The 15,605-nt window shown below is 78.6% G+C and carries 13 protein-coding genes; 9 read left to right on the top strand and 4 right to left on the bottom strand.

Features of this window, described 5'->3' with window-relative positions:
- Nucleotides 1-74 precede the first annotated feature (74 nt).
- Nucleotides 75-5,060, top strand: coding sequence for a cation-translocating P-type ATPase (locus ACFY07_RS17185; RefSeq protein ID WP_390869402.1), 4,986 nt, complete (start codon nucleotides 75-77; stop codon nucleotides 5,058-5,060).
- 67 nt (nucleotides 5,061-5,127) lie between these two features.
- Here ACFY07_RS17185 and ACFY07_RS17180 read toward each other — a convergent pair whose 3' ends face one another.
- Entirely contained in the window at nucleotides 5,128-6,789 is a 1,662-nt protein-coding gene (locus tag ACFY07_RS17180) for a hypothetical protein (RefSeq protein WP_390869401.1), read from the bottom strand.
- A gap of 105 nt (nucleotides 6,790-6,894) precedes the next feature.
- Nucleotides 6,895-7,677: a TetR/AcrR family transcriptional regulator gene (locus tag ACFY07_RS17175; RefSeq protein WP_390869400.1), complete on the bottom strand. Its 783-nt coding sequence runs from the start codon at nucleotides 7,675-7,677 to the stop codon at nucleotides 6,895-6,897.
- 302 nt (nucleotides 7,678-7,979) lie between these two features.
- Between ACFY07_RS17175 and ACFY07_RS17170 the strand changes: the two genes are divergently transcribed.
- Together ACFY07_RS17170 and ACFY07_RS17165 are read left to right on the top strand one after the other, a co-directional pair.
- On the top strand, nucleotides 7,980-8,645 hold the full coding sequence (locus tag ACFY07_RS17170; RefSeq protein WP_230652947.1) for a molybdopterin-dependent oxidoreductase: 666 nt from the start codon (nucleotides 7,980-7,982) through the stop codon (nucleotides 8,643-8,645).
- Nucleotides 8,629-9,399, top strand: coding sequence for a cytochrome b/b6 domain-containing protein (locus ACFY07_RS17165; RefSeq protein WP_390869399.1), 771 nt, complete (start codon nucleotides 8,629-8,631; stop codon nucleotides 9,397-9,399). The genes ACFY07_RS17170 and ACFY07_RS17165 overlap by 17 nt, the downstream gene beginning before the upstream one ends.
- Nucleotides 9,400-9,459: 60 nt before the next feature.
- Here the strand turns inward: ACFY07_RS17165 and ACFY07_RS17160 are convergent, their stop codons facing one another.
- Nucleotides 9,460-9,978: an NUDIX hydrolase gene (locus ACFY07_RS17160; RefSeq protein WP_390869398.1), complete on the bottom strand. Its 519-nt coding sequence runs from the start codon at nucleotides 9,976-9,978 to the stop codon at nucleotides 9,460-9,462.
- A 167-nt stretch (nucleotides 9,979-10,145) separates the two neighbouring features.
- On the opposite strand from ACFY07_RS17160, the gene ACFY07_RS17155 reads away from it, so the two are divergent.
- The 3 genes from ACFY07_RS17155 to ACFY07_RS17145 all read left to right on the top strand — a co-directional run bounded on the left by ACFY07_RS17155 (nucleotide 10,146) and on the right by ACFY07_RS17145 (nucleotide 12,503).
- Nucleotides 10,146-10,658, top strand: a complete 513-nt coding sequence (locus tag ACFY07_RS17155; RefSeq protein WP_255744397.1) for an NUDIX domain-containing protein — start codon at nucleotides 10,146-10,148, stop codon at nucleotides 10,656-10,658.
- Nucleotides 10,659-10,690: 32 nt separating this feature from the next.
- Nucleotides 10,691-11,854 (top strand): XRE family transcriptional regulator, encoded by a 1,164-nt coding sequence (locus tag ACFY07_RS17150; RefSeq protein WP_390869397.1) that lies wholly within the window; start codon nucleotides 10,691-10,693, stop codon nucleotides 11,852-11,854.
- A gap of 64 nt (nucleotides 11,855-11,918) precedes the next feature.
- Complete coding sequence (locus ACFY07_RS17145) at nucleotides 11,919-12,503, top strand: GNAT family N-acetyltransferase (RefSeq protein ID WP_390869396.1); 585 nt, start codon at nucleotides 11,919-11,921, stop codon at nucleotides 12,501-12,503.
- 7 nt (nucleotides 12,504-12,510) lie between these two features.
- Here the strand turns inward: ACFY07_RS17145 and ACFY07_RS17140 are convergent, their stop codons facing one another.
- Nucleotides 12,511-13,290, bottom strand: a complete 780-nt coding sequence (locus ACFY07_RS17140) for a DUF1206 domain-containing protein (protein WP_390869420.1) — start codon at nucleotides 13,288-13,290, stop codon at nucleotides 12,511-12,513.
- Between the two features lie 495 nt (nucleotides 13,291-13,785).
- Between ACFY07_RS17140 and ACFY07_RS17135 the strand changes: the two genes are divergently transcribed.
- The 3 genes from ACFY07_RS17135 (at nucleotide 13,786) to ACFY07_RS17125 (ending at nucleotide 15,595) form a co-directional block, all read left to right on the top strand.
- Complete coding sequence (locus ACFY07_RS17135) at nucleotides 13,786-14,157, top strand: hypothetical protein (protein ID WP_230652877.1); 372 nt, start codon at nucleotides 13,786-13,788, stop codon at nucleotides 14,155-14,157.
- Nucleotides 14,158-14,301: 144 nt separating this feature from the next.
- Nucleotides 14,302-14,652 (top strand): metalloregulator ArsR/SmtB family transcription factor, encoded by a 351-nt coding sequence (locus tag ACFY07_RS17130; protein ID WP_308188918.1) that lies wholly within the window; start codon nucleotides 14,302-14,304, stop codon nucleotides 14,650-14,652.
- Nucleotides 14,653-14,938: 286 nt separating this feature from the next.
- Entirely contained in the window at nucleotides 14,939-15,595 is a 657-nt protein-coding gene (locus ACFY07_RS17125) for a TetR/AcrR family transcriptional regulator (RefSeq protein WP_390869395.1), read from the top strand.
- The last annotated feature ends 10 nt before the right edge of the window (nucleotides 15,596-15,605 follow it).

Below are 15,605 nucleotides of genomic sequence, written 5' to 3'. Positions count from 1 at the left end.
GTATGAAATGTCCGTTGTGTGACCGTACGGGGTATGGCTAGCCGGTACCTTCCGCCGCACCCCAGGAGGCCGCGTTGGCCCGGTCGCCCGCCCTGCTCGCCGCCGCCGCCGCGCTGCTCCCCGCCCGCCCCGCCCTGACCACCGGGCTGCGCGCCGCGGCGGGCGGCGCCGCCGACGCGATCGCGCTGGCCCGGGGCGGGGCCGCCGCGGCGGCCGCGATCGGCCGCACGGGCACCGCGGGCGCGGCCTCCCTCGCCCGGTCCGCGGCCACCGGGGCCGGCTCCCTCGGGAGGTCCGCCGCCTCCGGCGCCGCGGGCGCGGCGGCCGCCGCCGCCCGGCCGCTGCCCGCCTCCGAGGCCGTCGGGCGGGGCCTGCGCGCCCTCGTCGAGGGGGAGGGCAGGCGCCGCATCTGGGCGTACGGCGGCCGCGCCCACATCCAGGTCCGCAGCCTCCCCGCCGGCGGACCCCGCCACCACCGGCTGGCCTCCGCCGTCACCGCGGCCCTGAGGGACATCGAGGGCGTCGACCTGGCCGAGGTCAACGCCGTCACCGGGCACGTCCTCGTGGCGTTCGCCGAGGACCGGGTGGACGTCGCCGACCTCGTCGAGGCGGTCCGCTCCGCCGAGGAGGCCGTCCGCCGCCCGGCCGCCCCGAGGGAGGCCGCGCCGGAGGCGGGCGGGGACGAGCTCGGCGAGGAGGAGCTGGAGGCGTGGGAGGCCGGCGAGCCCGACCGCCCCGGACCCCCCGACGACCAGGCCGCGACCGCCGCGGCGTCGGTCGCCCTCGTGCTCGACTGCGTCGGCCTGCTCGGCGCCTCCGTCGTCCGGCTCACCCGCATCGCCCCCGCGCCCCGGGTGGTGCGGGCCGCCGTGGCCATGGCCGACTCGCTGCCCGCCGTCCGCCAGGACCTCGGTGCGCGGATCGGCCACCACCGGGCCGAGGTGCTGCTCGCGGGCGTCAACGCCGTCCTGCACGGCGTCTCCGACGGCGTCGCGCCGCTCGCCGTCGACGTGGCCCACCGCTGCCTGCAGCTGTACGAGATCGGCGCCCGCGCGGCCGCCTGGACGGCCGCCCACCCCCGGCTCTGCGCCGGCGGGGTGCCCGTGCCCGCGCACCTGCCGGAGCCGCCGCCGCGGCCGGTCCCGCTCCCGCAGGGCCCGGTGGAGCGCGCCGCCGACCGCACCGCCCTCGCGGAGGTCCTCGGCGCCGCCGTCACCGTCCTGGTCTCCCAGCACATGGAGGGGGCGGCGGACGCCCTGCTGGCCACCCTGCCGCGCGCCGCCCGGCTCGGCCGCGAGGCGTTCGCGGCCGTCCTGGGGCACGACCTCGCCCGGCGCGGCACCGTGGTCCTGGATCCGGGCGCCCTGCGCCGGCTGGACCGGATCGACGCGGTGGTGATCGACGCCCGCGTGCTCTGCGGGGAGGAGGTGCGGCTGCTGGCCGCGCGCTCCGCCCACGAGGACCTCGACGACGCGGCGGTGTGGCAGGCCGCGGCCCGCGTCCTGCACGGGCGCACGGCCGCGGACCTCGCCGACCCGGCCGGCTGGCGGCGCGGGCACTACCGCCTGCGGCCGGTGCAGGACGGGCCCGCGGCCCCCGGCGCGCCCACGGCCGACCCGTTCGCGGGCGCCGAGGCCGCACCCGCACCCGTGCCCGTGCCCGTGCCCGTCCCCGGCCCCGACGCCGACCCGGCGGACCCGCGCGGCGTCCTCGCCGAGCTCCACGGCCCCCAGGGCCTCTGCGGCACCGTGCGGATCGGCGTGTGCGCGGCCCCCCTCGCCGAGGCGCTCCTCGACGTGGCGCAGCAGAGCGCCGCCCAGGTCGCGGTCACCCCCCACGCCGCCGTCCACGAACTCCTCGGCCAGGCCGAGGAGGCCGCCGACGGCGACGACGGCCTCACCGAGACGGTCCGCGCCCTCCAGGCCGACGGCCGGGGCGTGCTGCTGGTCGCCCGCGACCGCCCCCACGCGCTGCGCGCCGCCGACGTCGGCGTCTGCGTCGCCCCCGACGAGGGCGGCGCCGACTGGACGGCGGACATCGTCTGCGGCGCCGGCGGCCCGCCCGGCTCCGCCCTGGAGCAGGCCTGGCGGGTCCTGGCCGCCGTACCGGCCGCCCACGAGCAGAGCACCAGCGCCGCCCACACCTCGGTGGCGGCCTCCGCCCTGGGCGCCCTGCTCTCCGCCTCGCGCCCGCCGGAGCGCGGCCGCGGCCCGTTCCTCGGCTGGCGGACCGCGCCGCCCGTGCACCTGGCCGCGTTCGGCGCCATGGCCACCTCCGCCCTGCGCGCCAGGGGCGTCTCCCGCCGCCCCTCCCCGCCGTCCGTCGTCCGGGACGCCTGGCACGCCCTCCCCGCCGACGAGGTGTGGCAGCGGATGCGCGAGCTCCAGGAGGCCGAACGGGCCCGGGCGGCGCGGACGGCGGCGGAGCTGGGGCAGCGCCCCGCCGCCGCGCTCCGGGACCGGGCCGCCGCCGTGCGGCGGGCCGCCTGCGCGGTGCCCGGCGTGCGGCCCGCCGTCCGCCGGCTCGCCGGTCCGGCGCGGACCGCCGCCGACCTCTACCGCGCCACCCGCGACGAGCTGCACGACCCGCTCACCCCCGTCCTCACCCTCGGGGCCGCCGCCTCCGCCGTCGTCGGCTCCGGCGTCGACGCCTTCCTCGTCGGCGGCGTCATGCTCGGCAACGCCGTCGTCAGCGGCACCCAGCGGATGCGCGCCGAACGCGCCCTGCACGCCCTGCTGCTGCGCCAGCGCACCCACGCCCGCCTCGTGGCGCAGCCCCCCGGCGACGCCCCCCACCCGCCCGAACCCGCGCACACCCGGGGCCGGAAGGTCCCCGCCGACCGGCTGCGCCCCGGCGACCTCATCGCGGTCCACCCGGAGGACGTCGTGCCCGCGGACGCCCGGCTGCTGGCCGCCGTCTCCCTGGAGGTCGACGAGGCCAGCCTCACCGGCGAGCCCCTCCCGGTCGGCAAGTCGCCCGAGGCGGTCCCCAACGCCCACCAGGCCGAGCGCAGCTGCATGCTCTACGAGGGCACGGTCGTGCTCGCCGGGTCGGGGGTCGCCGTCGTGGTCGCCACCGGCGGCGCCACCGAGGCCGGCCGGGCCGCCCGCGCCGCGGGCCGGGTCCGCTCCACGGCGGGCCTGCAGGCCCGGCTCGCCGAACTCACCCGCATCGCCCTGCCCGCCACCGGCGTCGGCGGCCTCGCCGTCACCGGCCTGGGCCTCCTGCGGGGGCTGCGGCTGCGCGAGGCCCTGGCCTCCGGCGTCGCGATCGCGGTGGCCGCCGTGCCGGAGGGCCTGCCCCTGGTCGCGACGGTGGCCCAGCTCGCCGCCGCCCGCCGCCTCTCCGGGCTAGGCGTCCTGGTGCGCTCCACCCGCGCCCTGGAGGCGCTCGGCCGCGTCGACACCGTCTGCTTCGACAAGACCGGCACCCTGACGGAGGGCCGGCTCTCGCTGGTCCGCACCGCCGCCCTGCACGGCCCGGTGCCGATCGCGGGCGGCACCGGCCGGCGGATCCTGCGCAACGCCGCCCGCGCCTGCCCCCCGTTCGCCGACGGCATCCGGGAGATGGCGCACGCCACCGACCGGGCCGTCGCCGAGGCGGCCCTGGACCACGACGAGGTCCCCGGCTGGAAGCTCCTCGCGGAGCTGCCCTTCGAGACCGGCCGCGGCTTCTCGGCCGCGCTCGGCGACGCCGGGGAGGGGCCGGTCATCGCGGTCAAGGGCGCGCCGGAGACCGTCCTGGAGCGCTGCTCCGAGGTCGCCGACCGCAACGGCCGGCCGCTGCCGCTCACCGAGGCCAGGCGGCACCGGGCCCGGGAGCGGGTGCAGGCGCTGGCCGGGCGCGGCCTGCGGGTCCTCGCGGTGGCCCGGATCGCGGTGGACGGGCCGGGCGAGCCCGCCGGGATGTCCGGCGAGGAGCTGGCCGGGCGCGTGCGGGACGCCTGCCTGCTCGGGTTCGTGGGGATCGCGGACGCGCCGCGGCCGCACGCCTCCGCGTCGGTCGCGGGCCTGGTCCGGGCCGGGGTGCGGCCGGTGATGGTCACCGGCGACCACCCGGTGACCGCCGCCGCCGTCGCCGCCGACATCGGCATCCCCGACGCCGGCCGGGTGCTGACCGGTGCCGAGCTGGAGGCGCTGCCCGCGGCCCGCCGCGCCGAGGTGGTGGCCGCGGCGGCGGTCTTCGCGCGGGTGTCGCCCGCCCAGAAGGTGCGGATCGTCCGGGAGCTCCAGCGGGCCGGGCGCGTGGTCGCGATGACGGGCGACGGCACCAACGACGCCGCCGCCATCCGCCGGGCCGACGTCGGCATCGCCGTCGCCGGGCGCGGCAGCGGCTCCGCGCGCAGCGCGGCCGACCTCGTGCTGACCGCGCCCGACCCCCGGCTCATCCTGGACGCGCTCGCCGAGGGCCGCTCGCTGTGGGCGAGCGTCCGGGACGCCATCGCGATCCTGGTGGGCGGCAACGCGGGCGAGATCGCGTTCACCCTGGCCGGTACGGCGGTCAGCGGACGGGCTCCGCTGACCACCCGTCAGCTCCTGGTGGTCAACATGCTCACCGACATGCTGCCCGCCCTGGCCGTGGCCCTGACGCCCCGCCGGTCGGACGCGGAGACGGAGGGCGCGCGGGGCGCGGAGGGCGGCGGGCGCGCGGTCACGGACGGTCCGGCGCGGGGCTTCGCCGGACCCGAGGTGGCCCGCATGCTCGCCGTCCGCGGCAGCGCCACCGCGGCGGCGGCGCTGGTGGCCTGGCAGCTCGGCCGCGCCACCCGGGTGCTGCCCGACGGCGGGCGGCGGGCCTCCACGATGGCGCTCGCGGCCCTCGTCGGGGCCCAGCTGGGACAGACCCTCATCGGCCGCTGGCGCAGCCCGCTCGTCCTGCTCACCAGCGGTGTCTCGGCCGCGGCCCTGGTGGCGGCGGTGGAGGTGCCGGGGATCAACCGCTTCTTCGGCTGCACGGCGCTGGGACCGGTCGGCTGGGCGGTCGTCCTCGGCTGCGCCGTCGTCGCCACCGCCGCCGCGGCCCTCGGCGGACGCCTCCTGAACAGCTCCGCCGCGCACTGACCCGGAGCCCGGACCGCCGCCCCGCCCGGCCTCCGGCCGGTGCGCGGGCGGGGCCGGGCACGGGTGCTCAGGCCCAGGGGTCCCAGTCGGCCGGGGGGACCTGGACGGGGGTGCCCTTGGCGGGCGCGGCCTCCTCAGCCGGCTCCTGCGCGGCGGCCGGGGCCGGGGCGCCGGGGGCCGCGCCCGTGGTGCCGAAGGGGTCCCAGTCGGCCGGGGGGACCCGCACGGGGGTGCCCTTGCCCGGCCCGCCCGCGCCGCCGGCGGCCGCACCCGCGGCCGGCGCCCGGGTCGGCGGCGCAGGCGCGGCCGCGGGGCCGACGGGGGCCGCGCCGGGAGGGGCGAAGGGGTCCCAGTCGGCCGGGGGGACCCGCACGGGGGTGCCCTTGCCCGGCCTGTCCGTGCCCGCCGGGGCGGCGTCGGCCGGGGCCGAGTCCGCCGGGGCCGCGTCCGCCGGGGCGGGAGCCGGGACTGCCGGAGCGGGCGTCGGCGCGACGGCCGGGGCGGGAGCCGGAGCGGGCGGCGCGTCGGGAACGGGGGCGGGGCCGGCCGGGGCGGGCGCGGCCGTTCCTGCCGGAGCCGCGGCGGCGGCGGGCTCCGCGGCGGGTGCGGGTGCCGGCGCCGGTGCGGGAGGGGCGGTGGGCGCGTCGGCCGCCTCCTCGCGTCCCTCGCGTTCCTCGGGTGCCACGGGCGCCTCGGGCGCCGCGGTGACGCCGTCCCAGGCGATCTCGATGCTCTCCAGCACCCGGGCGAAGGCGGCGCCGTACAGCTCCCAGTCCTGCTCGTGCGGCGTGCTGAGCTGCACGGCGAGCACCCGCTCCCCGTCGGGGAGGGGGACCAGGGCGACGGCGGCGGCGGTGCCGATCAGGCGGCGGCGGCCGTCGGCGGCGAGCGCCGCCGGGACGGGCGTCGTCCGGGCCTCGGTGAGGACCGTGGCCGGGCCGCAGGGCAGCTCGACCCGGTGGGCCCCCGCGTCGCCGGGTGCCGCTCCCGGGCCGCCGGGCGGCTCCGCGGACGCGCCGGGGGCGAGGGGGACGACGACGGCGGCCAGGGTGGCGGTGCTCTCGCGTCCGCCGACGTCGAGCCGGCAGAGCCCGGCGAAGAACGCGCCGTCGGCCCGGGCGGCGTCGGCGCAGGCCGCGGTGACCGCCGCCCAGTCGCGGCGCGCCGTGCCGTGGGCGCCGGCCAGGACCTCCTCCGCGGTCTCGACCAGGTGGTCGGCCACCCGGTCGGCGCCGCCCCGGGCGAGGAGCGAGTGGAAGACCGCGGGGACGGCCAGCCCGACCCGGACGCCGGTCACGTCGGCGGTGCGCAGCGGTCCGGACCGGTCGGCGGCACCGGTCAGCGGGGGGAGGGCGGGCCGGGGGTCGCCGGGGGCCGGGTCGGCGGCTACGGGGAGGTGCAGGGCCTCGGCGTCGGCCTCGCGGCCGAGGACGGGACCCGCCCCGAGGCGGTCCAGGACGCGGCGGACGGCGTCGGCGGCGACGGGTTCCTCCGGCGGTTCGGCGGAGGCCCACCCGACGACCGCCCCCGCCCCGGGCACGACCCGGCGCTCGTGCCCGGTGGCGGGGTCGCCGGGGGAGGGGAGGGCCGCGACGCGGACGGGGGTGGTGAGCGAGGCGGCGGGGTGCAGCCAGGCCCGGCCGGACAGCAGGGCCTCGGAGACCGCGTCGACGGTGGCGGCCACCCGGTTCGCGGCGGCCTGTGCGTGGGCGAGTCCGTTCTCAGACATGCGTGCCTGTTCCCCCTCGTGTACGGATCGGCCCGGCTTTTCTACCAGACGGGGACGCACCGGCGGCCTGCGGTCCGGGCCCCCGCCCGCCCGGGCCGGCCGCCGTCAGCCCTCCGCCGCCAGCCGTCCCACGGCGTCCGCGATGCCCGGGTCGGCGAGCAGTCCGCCGAGCTGCGCGAGGAGCCGTCCGGCGGGCCCGGAGGGGGACTCCTCCGCGAGGAGGCTCCGCAGGACGGGCACCAGGGAGGGCTCCCGGGAGGCGGTGACCGCGAGGGCGGCCGTGAACTCCTGGACGAGGCGCAGCTGCAGCTCCTCGCGGGACAGCGAGCGGTCCTCCAGCCAGGCGAGGGCGGTGATCTCCGCGTCGGCGATCCAGGTCCGGACGGTGAGGCGCAGCCGCGGGCCCGGGTCCTCGGCGCCCAGGTGGGCGAGGATCTCGTCGTGGGCGGCGCGGCGGACCTCGTCGATGACGGCGCCGCTCCAGGAGCCGGCGGCGACGGACCCGCCGCGCAGCAGGGCGGCGAAGCCCGGCCCGTGGCCGTCGACGAAGTCGAAGTAGCGGACCATGACGCGGTGCAGCCGTTCGGAGAGGGGGCCCTCGGCGGGCTCCCGGAAGCGTCCGGCGAGCTCGTCGGCGGCGCGGCGCAGGGCGGCCTCGTAGAGGCTCTGCTTGCCGGGGAAGTAGTGGTAGACCAAGGGGCGGGAGGCTCCCGCGGCGGCCGCTATGTCGTCGATGGACACCTCGTCGGGGGCGCAGCGGCTGAACAGGTCGAGGGCGACCTCGATCAGCTGTTCGCGGCGCTCGTCCACGCTGAGCCGGCGGCGGGGGCCGCGGTCGGGCCGCTCCGGTGCTGCGGGGGTGCTGCGGGGGCGCGTGCGCGTGGCCATGGGCCCACCCTAACGGGAGGCGGCACGCAGCATTGACGCAGTGTCATGTACACGGATAGCGTTCCTCCCCGGGGCCGCGTCCGCACCCCCCGGCGGACGCGGCCCTGGCTCCCCGGGGCACGGTCCCCGCGGCCCCGAGGGCGCCCGCCCCCTCCCGGCCGCCCCGCCATGTGTGACGAAACGCTGACGTCCGGCCGCCGCCCCTGGCCAGGACGCGCTCCACCTGGTCGAATCGAGGGGTGGACACGACCTCCGAACCCGAGGGGCGCGGCACGCCGGTCGGCCGCCGCGTCGTCCTCGGCATGCTCGGGCTCGGCGCCGCCGGCGTCGCCGCCGGGCCCTTCCTCCAGCGCGGGGTGGACTCCTTCCTCGGAGCCGCCGCCGGCAAGGACCCCACCGGACTCACCGGACTGCTGCCCGGCGGGGGCGGCTTCCGCTACTACTCCGTCGCCGACTCGGTGCCCCACCGCGGCGAGGCCGACTACCGGCTCACCGTGGACGGCCTCGTCGACCGGCCCGGCTCCTACCGGCTGGCCGACCTGCGCGCCCTGCCCCAGGACCGGCTGGTGCGGGACGTCCAGTGCGTCACCGGCTGGCGGGTGCCGCGCACCCCGTTCGAGGGCGTGCGCCTCTCCCGCCTGCTCGACGCGGCCGGCGTGCGGCCCGGGGCGCACGCGGTCCGGTTCACCTGCTTCGACGGCGCGTACAGCGAGAGCCTCACCCTGGAGCAGGCCCGCCGCCCCGACGTCCTGGTCGCGCTGCGGATGCAGGACGCCGCCATCGGCCACGCCCACGGCGGCCCGGTCCGCCTCTATGTGGCCCCGATGTACTTCTACAAGTCGGCGAAGTGGCTCTCCGGCATCACCGTGACCGACCGGGTGCGGCCCGGGTACTGGGAGCAGTACGGCTACGACGTCGACGCCTGGGTGGGACGGTCGAACGGACGTGACGATGCCCCGACAGCCTGACGCCCCCGGGCCGGACGCCCCTGCGGTCTCCGCGCCGGGACCCGCCGCCCCGCCGTCCGACGCCGCGCCGCCGTCCGACGCCGCGCCGCCCTCCGCCGCCGCGCCGTCCGGCGGGCGGCTGCGCCGGTTCACCGCCGCCGAACGGTGGGTCCACCGCTCCACGGCGGCGCTGATGGGCCTGTGCCTGGTGACCGCCGCCTGCCTGTACCTGCCGCCGCTGGCCGAGCTGGTCGGCCGGCGGCGGCTGGTGGTCACCGTCCACGAGTGGTCCGGGATCCTGCTGCCGCTCCCCGTCCTGGCGGGCCTGGCGTCGCGGGCGTTCCGCGCCGACCTGCGGCTCCTCAACCGCTTCGGCCCCCACGACCGGCAGTGGCTGCGGTCCGCCCTGCGCCGGCACGGGGAGCGGCCGGCCGGCAAGTTCAACGCCGGGCAGAAGCTCTACGCCTCCTGGACGGCCGGCGCCGCCCTGGTCATGGTCGGCACCGGGCTGCTCATGTGGTTCCCGCACCTGGCGCCGCTGGTGTGGCGGACCGGTGCCACCTTCGTGCACGACTGGCTGGCCCTGGCCATCGCCGCGGTCGTCGCCGGCCACCTGTGGATGGCCTCGCGCGACCCGGAGGCCCGCCTCGGCATGCGTACCGGCACGGTCTCGCCCGGCTGGGCCGCCCGCGAGCACCCGCTGTGGGCGGCACGGGAGCGGGCTGCGGCGGCGCGGCCCGCCCCGGACGGTCCGGACCGCTCCGGACAGCCCTGACACGGCGGACAGCCCTGACACGGCGGACCGCCCCGACACGGCGGAGCGGCCCGCACCGGATCAGCCGCGGCCCCGCAGCTCCCGGTAGCGGCGCCACGCCTCCAGGCCGTCCTCCACGAAGGGCCACTCGGCGAGGCGCCGCTCCACCTCCTCCTCGGTGAGGAAGGCGTGCCAGTCGACCTCCTCCACCTGCGGGTCGACCGGACCCGTCCACCGCGCCTCGTGGACGTCGCACCACCACGAGTGGTCCGGCGTCTCGAAGAGGAACTTGAACAGCTGCCGCGGCCTGATCCCCGAGACGCCCAGCTCCTCCTCGGCCTCGCGGACCGCCGCCTCCGCGTACGACTCGCCGGCGCCGACGACACCGCCGACGAACAGGTCGTACTTCAGCGGCGAGAAGAGCTTCGTCGCGGTGCGGCGATGGACGAAGATCCGGTCCTCGGCGTCCCGGCAGAGCACGAACACGCAGCGGTGCGTCAGCCTCCGGTCGTACACCTCGCCGCGCGTCGCGGTGCCCGTCACGCGGTCCTGCTCGTCGACGATGTCCAGGATTTCCAGGGAGGGGTCCGCAGTCGTCATGGCCCGCATCCAAGCACACGGGCGGACCGCTGCGGCCCGTGTCCGCGTCCGGGCGGGCCCCGCCGCCGGGGTGCGGCGGGACGTGAAAGAGTCGGAGCGCCCCGCCCGCCGCCCGGGCGCTCAGCCCGGGCGCTCAGCCCGGGACCCCGCCCGAGACGAGGACGCCCATGACGGCCAAGCACGCCACCGCCAGCGTCTACCTCTTCGCCCGGGTCGGCGGCGACTGGCGGCTCGGCATGATCGAGCACCCCCGCCTCGGCGGCCTGCTCGTCCCCGGCGGCCACGTGGAGCCGGACGAGACCCCCGCCGAGGCCGCCGTGCGGGAGGTGGTGGAGGAGACCGGGCTGTCCGCCCGCTTCCTCGTCCCGCCCGGGTACGGCGCGCCGGGGGAGCTGCCGGACGGCTACCCGCACCGGACGGTGCCGCCGCCCTGGTGGACGGTGGAGATCCCGGTGGGGGCGGACCGGTACTGCCCCGCGCCGCACGTCCACGTCGACCACCACTACATCGCCGTGGCCGACCGGCCCGACCGTCCCGTGGGGGAGGCCGGGCACCCCCTGCACTGGGTGGCGGCCGCCGAGCTGCCCGGGGTGGAGACGCCGCTGGACGTCCGGGTCCTCGGCGCGGAGCTGTTCCACCGGATCGGCGCCCTCCAGGGGCCCGGCGGGTCCGCCCGGTGACCGCCCCCGCTCCCGGCCCGTCCGGCCCGCCCGTGGCGCCCGATGCCCCCGCCCCCGGCGCGCCCGCCGCCTCGCGCGCCCGCTGGCTGCGCGTCCGCCGCCACCTGGACGCCCACCGGCACCGCCTCGCCCGGCTCGCCGCGGCCGGCGCCGCCCCCGGGCCCGCCGCGCCGCTGCTGGCCCGGCCGCACTGGGTCCCGGCCGAGCCCGTGCCGCTGGAGCGGGTCCGGCTGCGGCCGCTCGCCGACGCCCCGCCCCCGCCCTTCCACGGGCTGCGCCCCGAACTGGACCCGCTGCGGCCGCTGCGCGACGACGGCACCCCCCACGCCGCCTACGCGGACGCGCTGGCCGCCCTCGCCCGGCCCCGCCTCCTGGAGGACCGCGCCTGCTACCGCCTGCTCTCCGTCGACGACGAGGGCGGGGCGCCGGTGCTCGGCTTCGGCCGCGCCCGGTACTTCGAGGGACTGGACATCCACGAGGCCGCCGCCCACGAGCTCGCCGCCGCCGACCTCGGCGAGGCGCCGGGCACGCCCTTCCGCGACGCACTCGGGGACCCGACCGACCTGGCCCGGCGGCCCGCCCTGCCCGGCGTCTCGACCCTGCTGCTGCGCCACGACCGCCGGGCCGGGACGGCGGAGTTCGTGCTGCACTGGCGCGACCCGGCCAAGGTCGCCGCGGGCGGCGGCCTGTACCAGGTGATGCCGGCCGGCATGTTCCAGCCCTCGCACGACGCCCCGTGGAACGAGGCCAACGACTTCGACCTGTGGCGCTGCCTCGTGCGCGAACTGGCCGAGGAGCTGCTCGGCGCCGCGGAGGACCACGGCACCGCCGCCGCGCCCCTCGACTACGACGCGTGGCCCCTGTACCGGGAGCTCGGCGCGGGCCGGCGGCGCGGCGACCTCTCCGTGCACTGGCTGGGCCTGGGGGCGGACCCGCTGACCTTCGCCGTGGACCTGCTGACGGTGGCCGTCGTGGAGGCCGCCTTCTTCGACCGGGTCTTCCCCCGGCTCGCCGCGGTCAACGCCGAGGGCCGCCGGGTCGGCGCCGAGGACGGCACCGGCAGGTCCGTCGGCCTGCCCTTCACCGCGGAGGCCGTCGGGCGCCTCCTGGACCGCGAACCGGTCCAGCCGGCCGGGGCCGCCCTGCTCCGCCTCGCCTCGCGGCACCGCGGAGCCCTGCTGGGCGGGGGCGCCTGAACCCGCGCGCCGCCGCCCGGGGCTGCGGAAAAGCGGTTCCGGCGCGGCGGGCGGCCCTGCCAGGATGGGCGGCGTGCGGACACCGGAGAACGCCCTGGACGTGCGGATCGAGCCCTGGTCCGAGGAGGGCCTGGAACTGCTGCGGCGGATCAACACGCCGGAGATGAAGCGGCACGTGGGCGGCCCGGAGACCGAGGAGCAGGTGCTCGCCCGCCACCGCCGGTACCTCGGGGCGCTCGACGGCCGCATGTTCCGGGTGCTGCTGCCCGGCGGCGAGGCGGTCGGCACCGTCGGCTACTGGACGCGGGTCTGGCGCGGCGACGCGGTGTACGAGAGCGGCTGGAACGTCCTGCCGTCCCACCAGGGCCGGGGCGTCGCGGCCGCCGCCGTCGCCGCCGTGCTCCACCGGGCCCGGGACGACGGCCGCCACCGGCACCTGCACGCCTTCCCCTCCGTGGACAACCCCGCCTCCAACGCCCTCTGCCGCCGCGCGGGCTTCGTCCTGCTGGGGGAGTGCGACTTCCCGTACCCGCCCGGCAGCGGCCGCACGATGCGCAGCAACGACTGGCGCCTCGACCTCGCCGCCCGCACGGACGCGCCCGGCGGCGGACCGGAGGGGTCCGCCGCCGGGCGCGCCGACGGCTGCTGAGATCCCGTCAGACCTTGCGCCGGCGGGCGCAGGCGAAGGAGAAGACGCCGAAGAGCACCAGGCCGACGGCGACCACGACCAGCAGCCACGGCCCGGCCGGGGTCTGCGTGAAGGACCGCAGGGTGTCGTCGACGCCCTTGGCCTTGTCCGGGTCGAACTGCACGGCCGCCACGACCGCGAAGACGCCCGCCGTGGCGAAGACCACGCCCCGGGCGACGCCGCCGGCGGCGCCGAGCACCTCGACGGCGCGCTCCTCCTTGGCGCTCATCCGGCCGGTCTCCATCTTCTTCATGAACTTCCGCATCGCGGCGCGCGCCGCGATCCAGCAGCCCGCCGCCACGAAGCCGATCCCGACGGCCCCGACCAGCCAGCGGCCGCCCGGCCACTCCATCGCCCGGGCGCTCAGGCCCTTGGACTGGTGGTCGCTGGACCGGGGGCCGCCCGAGCCGAGCACCAGGCCGAAGACGCCCGCCGCGACCACGCCGTAGAAGACGGCCCGGCCCAGCGCGGCCAGGCGCTTGACGGTCCGCTTGCCCTCGCCGCCGCCCGAGCCGGTGGTGGGCCCGTACACGGCCTCGGTGAGCCGCCACAGCGCCAGCCCGGCGAACGCCAGGCCGATCACCCAGAGCAGGAACTCGCCGAAGGGCTGGCGGGCCACCTGCTCCAGCGCACCGCGCCGGTCCGCCTCGGCGCCCGGGTCGCCGAAGGCGATCCGCACCGCGAGCACCCCGATGAGCACGTACACCACGCCGCGGGCGGCGAAGCCCGCCCGTGCGGCGATGCGCATGGCCTCGCTGTCGGCCACCTCCCGTCCCGCCGAACGGGCCTCCCGGCCCGCCTCCGATGCAGCTGCCGATGCCGTCACGGTTCTCCACCCCTCTCAGGTCGTGCGGCGTCTGCCCCGGGTCCACCGGGCGGAAACGGCGGTCCGCCGCCGGTGGCGGGTCCGCGCCGTCCGCGGCGCGCCGTACGGTCCCGCGGTGCGACGTGCGGTCCCGTGCCGTCGCGCGAGGCGGTCCTCCGGCGGAGGGCCGTCGCGCCACGGGATGTCCGACACTGCGTCAGGAGGGATCGGGGCCGGCATCGGAAGACCGCTCGGGCATGTATTCCTTCCGCTTTCCTCCGCTCGTGCGGCCTCTTCCGGTCGGTTGCGGTCGAGTGTCCCGGCGCGCCCGGGCGGCCCCTAGCGTCGTGATCGCGACCGGTCCGCGGGCCGGACCACCGCACGCCCGACCGCCGCACGCCCGACGGGCCGGGGACCGACGAAGAAGGGGACGCAGCCATGAACCTGGAAACCTCCCTCAAGGAGTGCATGGCCATCGACGGTGCCCTGGGCACCGCACTGGTCGACTACGGCAGCGGTATGGCGCTGGGCGTGCTCGGCGGCAATGACGAGCTCGACCTCAACGTGGCCGCGGCCGGCAACACCGACGTGGTGCGGGCCAAGATGCGCGCCATGGAGCTGCTGGACCTGCGCGGCGAGACCATCGAGGACATGCTGATCACGCTCTCCGGGCAGTTCCACCTGATCCGGCCGCTGACCAAGCGGGGCAGCCAGGGGATCTTCCTCTACCTGGTCCTGGACCGGAAGCGGGCCAACCTGGCCCTGGCCCGGCACCGCGCCCGTCAGGTCTGCGACGCCCTGGAACTCTGAACCCCTTTTTCTTGCCCACAAGTTGAAGTCTTCTTCAATTCCCGATCTGCCCGATGCTTCACTCCCCGGCAGGTCGGGCCCCCCGCCCGTAGCCTTCGACCGCGGGAAACAGGGGGTGGCCGTCCGGAAAAGGGGTGACCGGCAGTGCAACGGGTTCCGCTGTACCAGGCGAAGGCGGAGTTCTTCCGGATGCTCGGCCACCCCGTCCGCATCCGCGTCCTGGAGCTCCTCCAGGAGGGGCCGAAGCCCGTCCGCGACCTGCTGGCGGACCTGGAGGCGGAGCCGTCCAGCCTCTCCCAGCAGCTCGCGGTCCTGCGCCGCTCGGGGATCGTGGTCTCCGCCCGCGAGGGCTCCACGGTCGTCTACTCGCTGGCCGGCGCCGACGTCGCCGACCTGCTGCGCGCCGCCCGCCGGATCCTCACCGAACTGCTCGCCGGCCAGCAGGGCCTGCTCGACGAGCTGCGCGAGGCCGAGCGCGGCGCCCGCCTCATGTGACCCCGTCCGGACACTGCCCGTCCGGACACTGCCCGTCCGGACACTGCCCGTCCGGACACTGCCCGTCCGGACACTGCCCGTCCGGACACTGCCCTGCCGGGACGCGGCCCTGCCCGGGCGCGGCCCCTCCCCGGCGCGGCTCCGTCCGGCCGTCCCGGAGGCCGCTCCCCGGGTGTGTGACGCGCGTCACACTCCTCCGTGAAATAACCGGGGAGTCCTTCCCCGTTCTTCCCGTGCGAGCAACCGGGGAAGCAGTCCCCGGTTCACCGTCCGGAGGAGCAGCCCGATGAGCGTCGGCGCCGCGGAGCAGCAGGGGGCCCGCATGAGGGCGGACGCCTGCCGCAACCGTGCGCGGATCGCGGCTGCGGCCCGGGAGGCGTTCGTCGAGCACGGCGCGGACGTCCCGCTGGACGAGATCGCCCGCCGGGCCGGCATCGGCAACGCCACGCTGTACCGGCACTTCCCCGACCGGCGCGGACTGATCCGCACGGTCACCCTCTCCGTCCTCGTCCGCACCGCCGAGCAGGCGGAGGCCGCCCGCGACGAGGAGCCGTCCGCCTTCGCGGCGCTGCGGCGCTTCGTCCACGCGGCGGCGGACGAGCGCATCGGCGCCGTCTGCCCGCTGCTCTCCGGCGGGGTCGCCCCCCGGGACCCCGAGTTCGCCGCGGCCCGGACCCGCCTGGAGCGCGCCGTCTCGGACATCATCGATGCCGGCCGGCGCTCCGGCGACCTGCGCCCCGACATCGCCATGGGGGACGTCATCGTCGCCGTCACCCAGCTGGCCCGCCCGCTGCCGGGCACCGGCTGCGGCGGCGCCGACCGCTTCGTCCACCGCCACCTCGACCTGCTCCTCGACGGGCTGGGCACCCCCCGGCCCACGGAGCTGTCCGGCTCCGCCGCCACCCTCGAAGACCTCCGCAGGCTCCAGGGGGAGTACCGCTGACCGAGCCGCC

The organism is Streptomyces sp. NPDC001380 (genome assembly GCF_042895785.1).
Taxonomy (GTDB): Bacteria; Actinomycetota; Actinomycetes; order Streptomycetales; family Streptomycetaceae; genus Peterkaempfera.
This window is presented reverse-complemented; position numbering and strand designations above follow the sequence as displayed.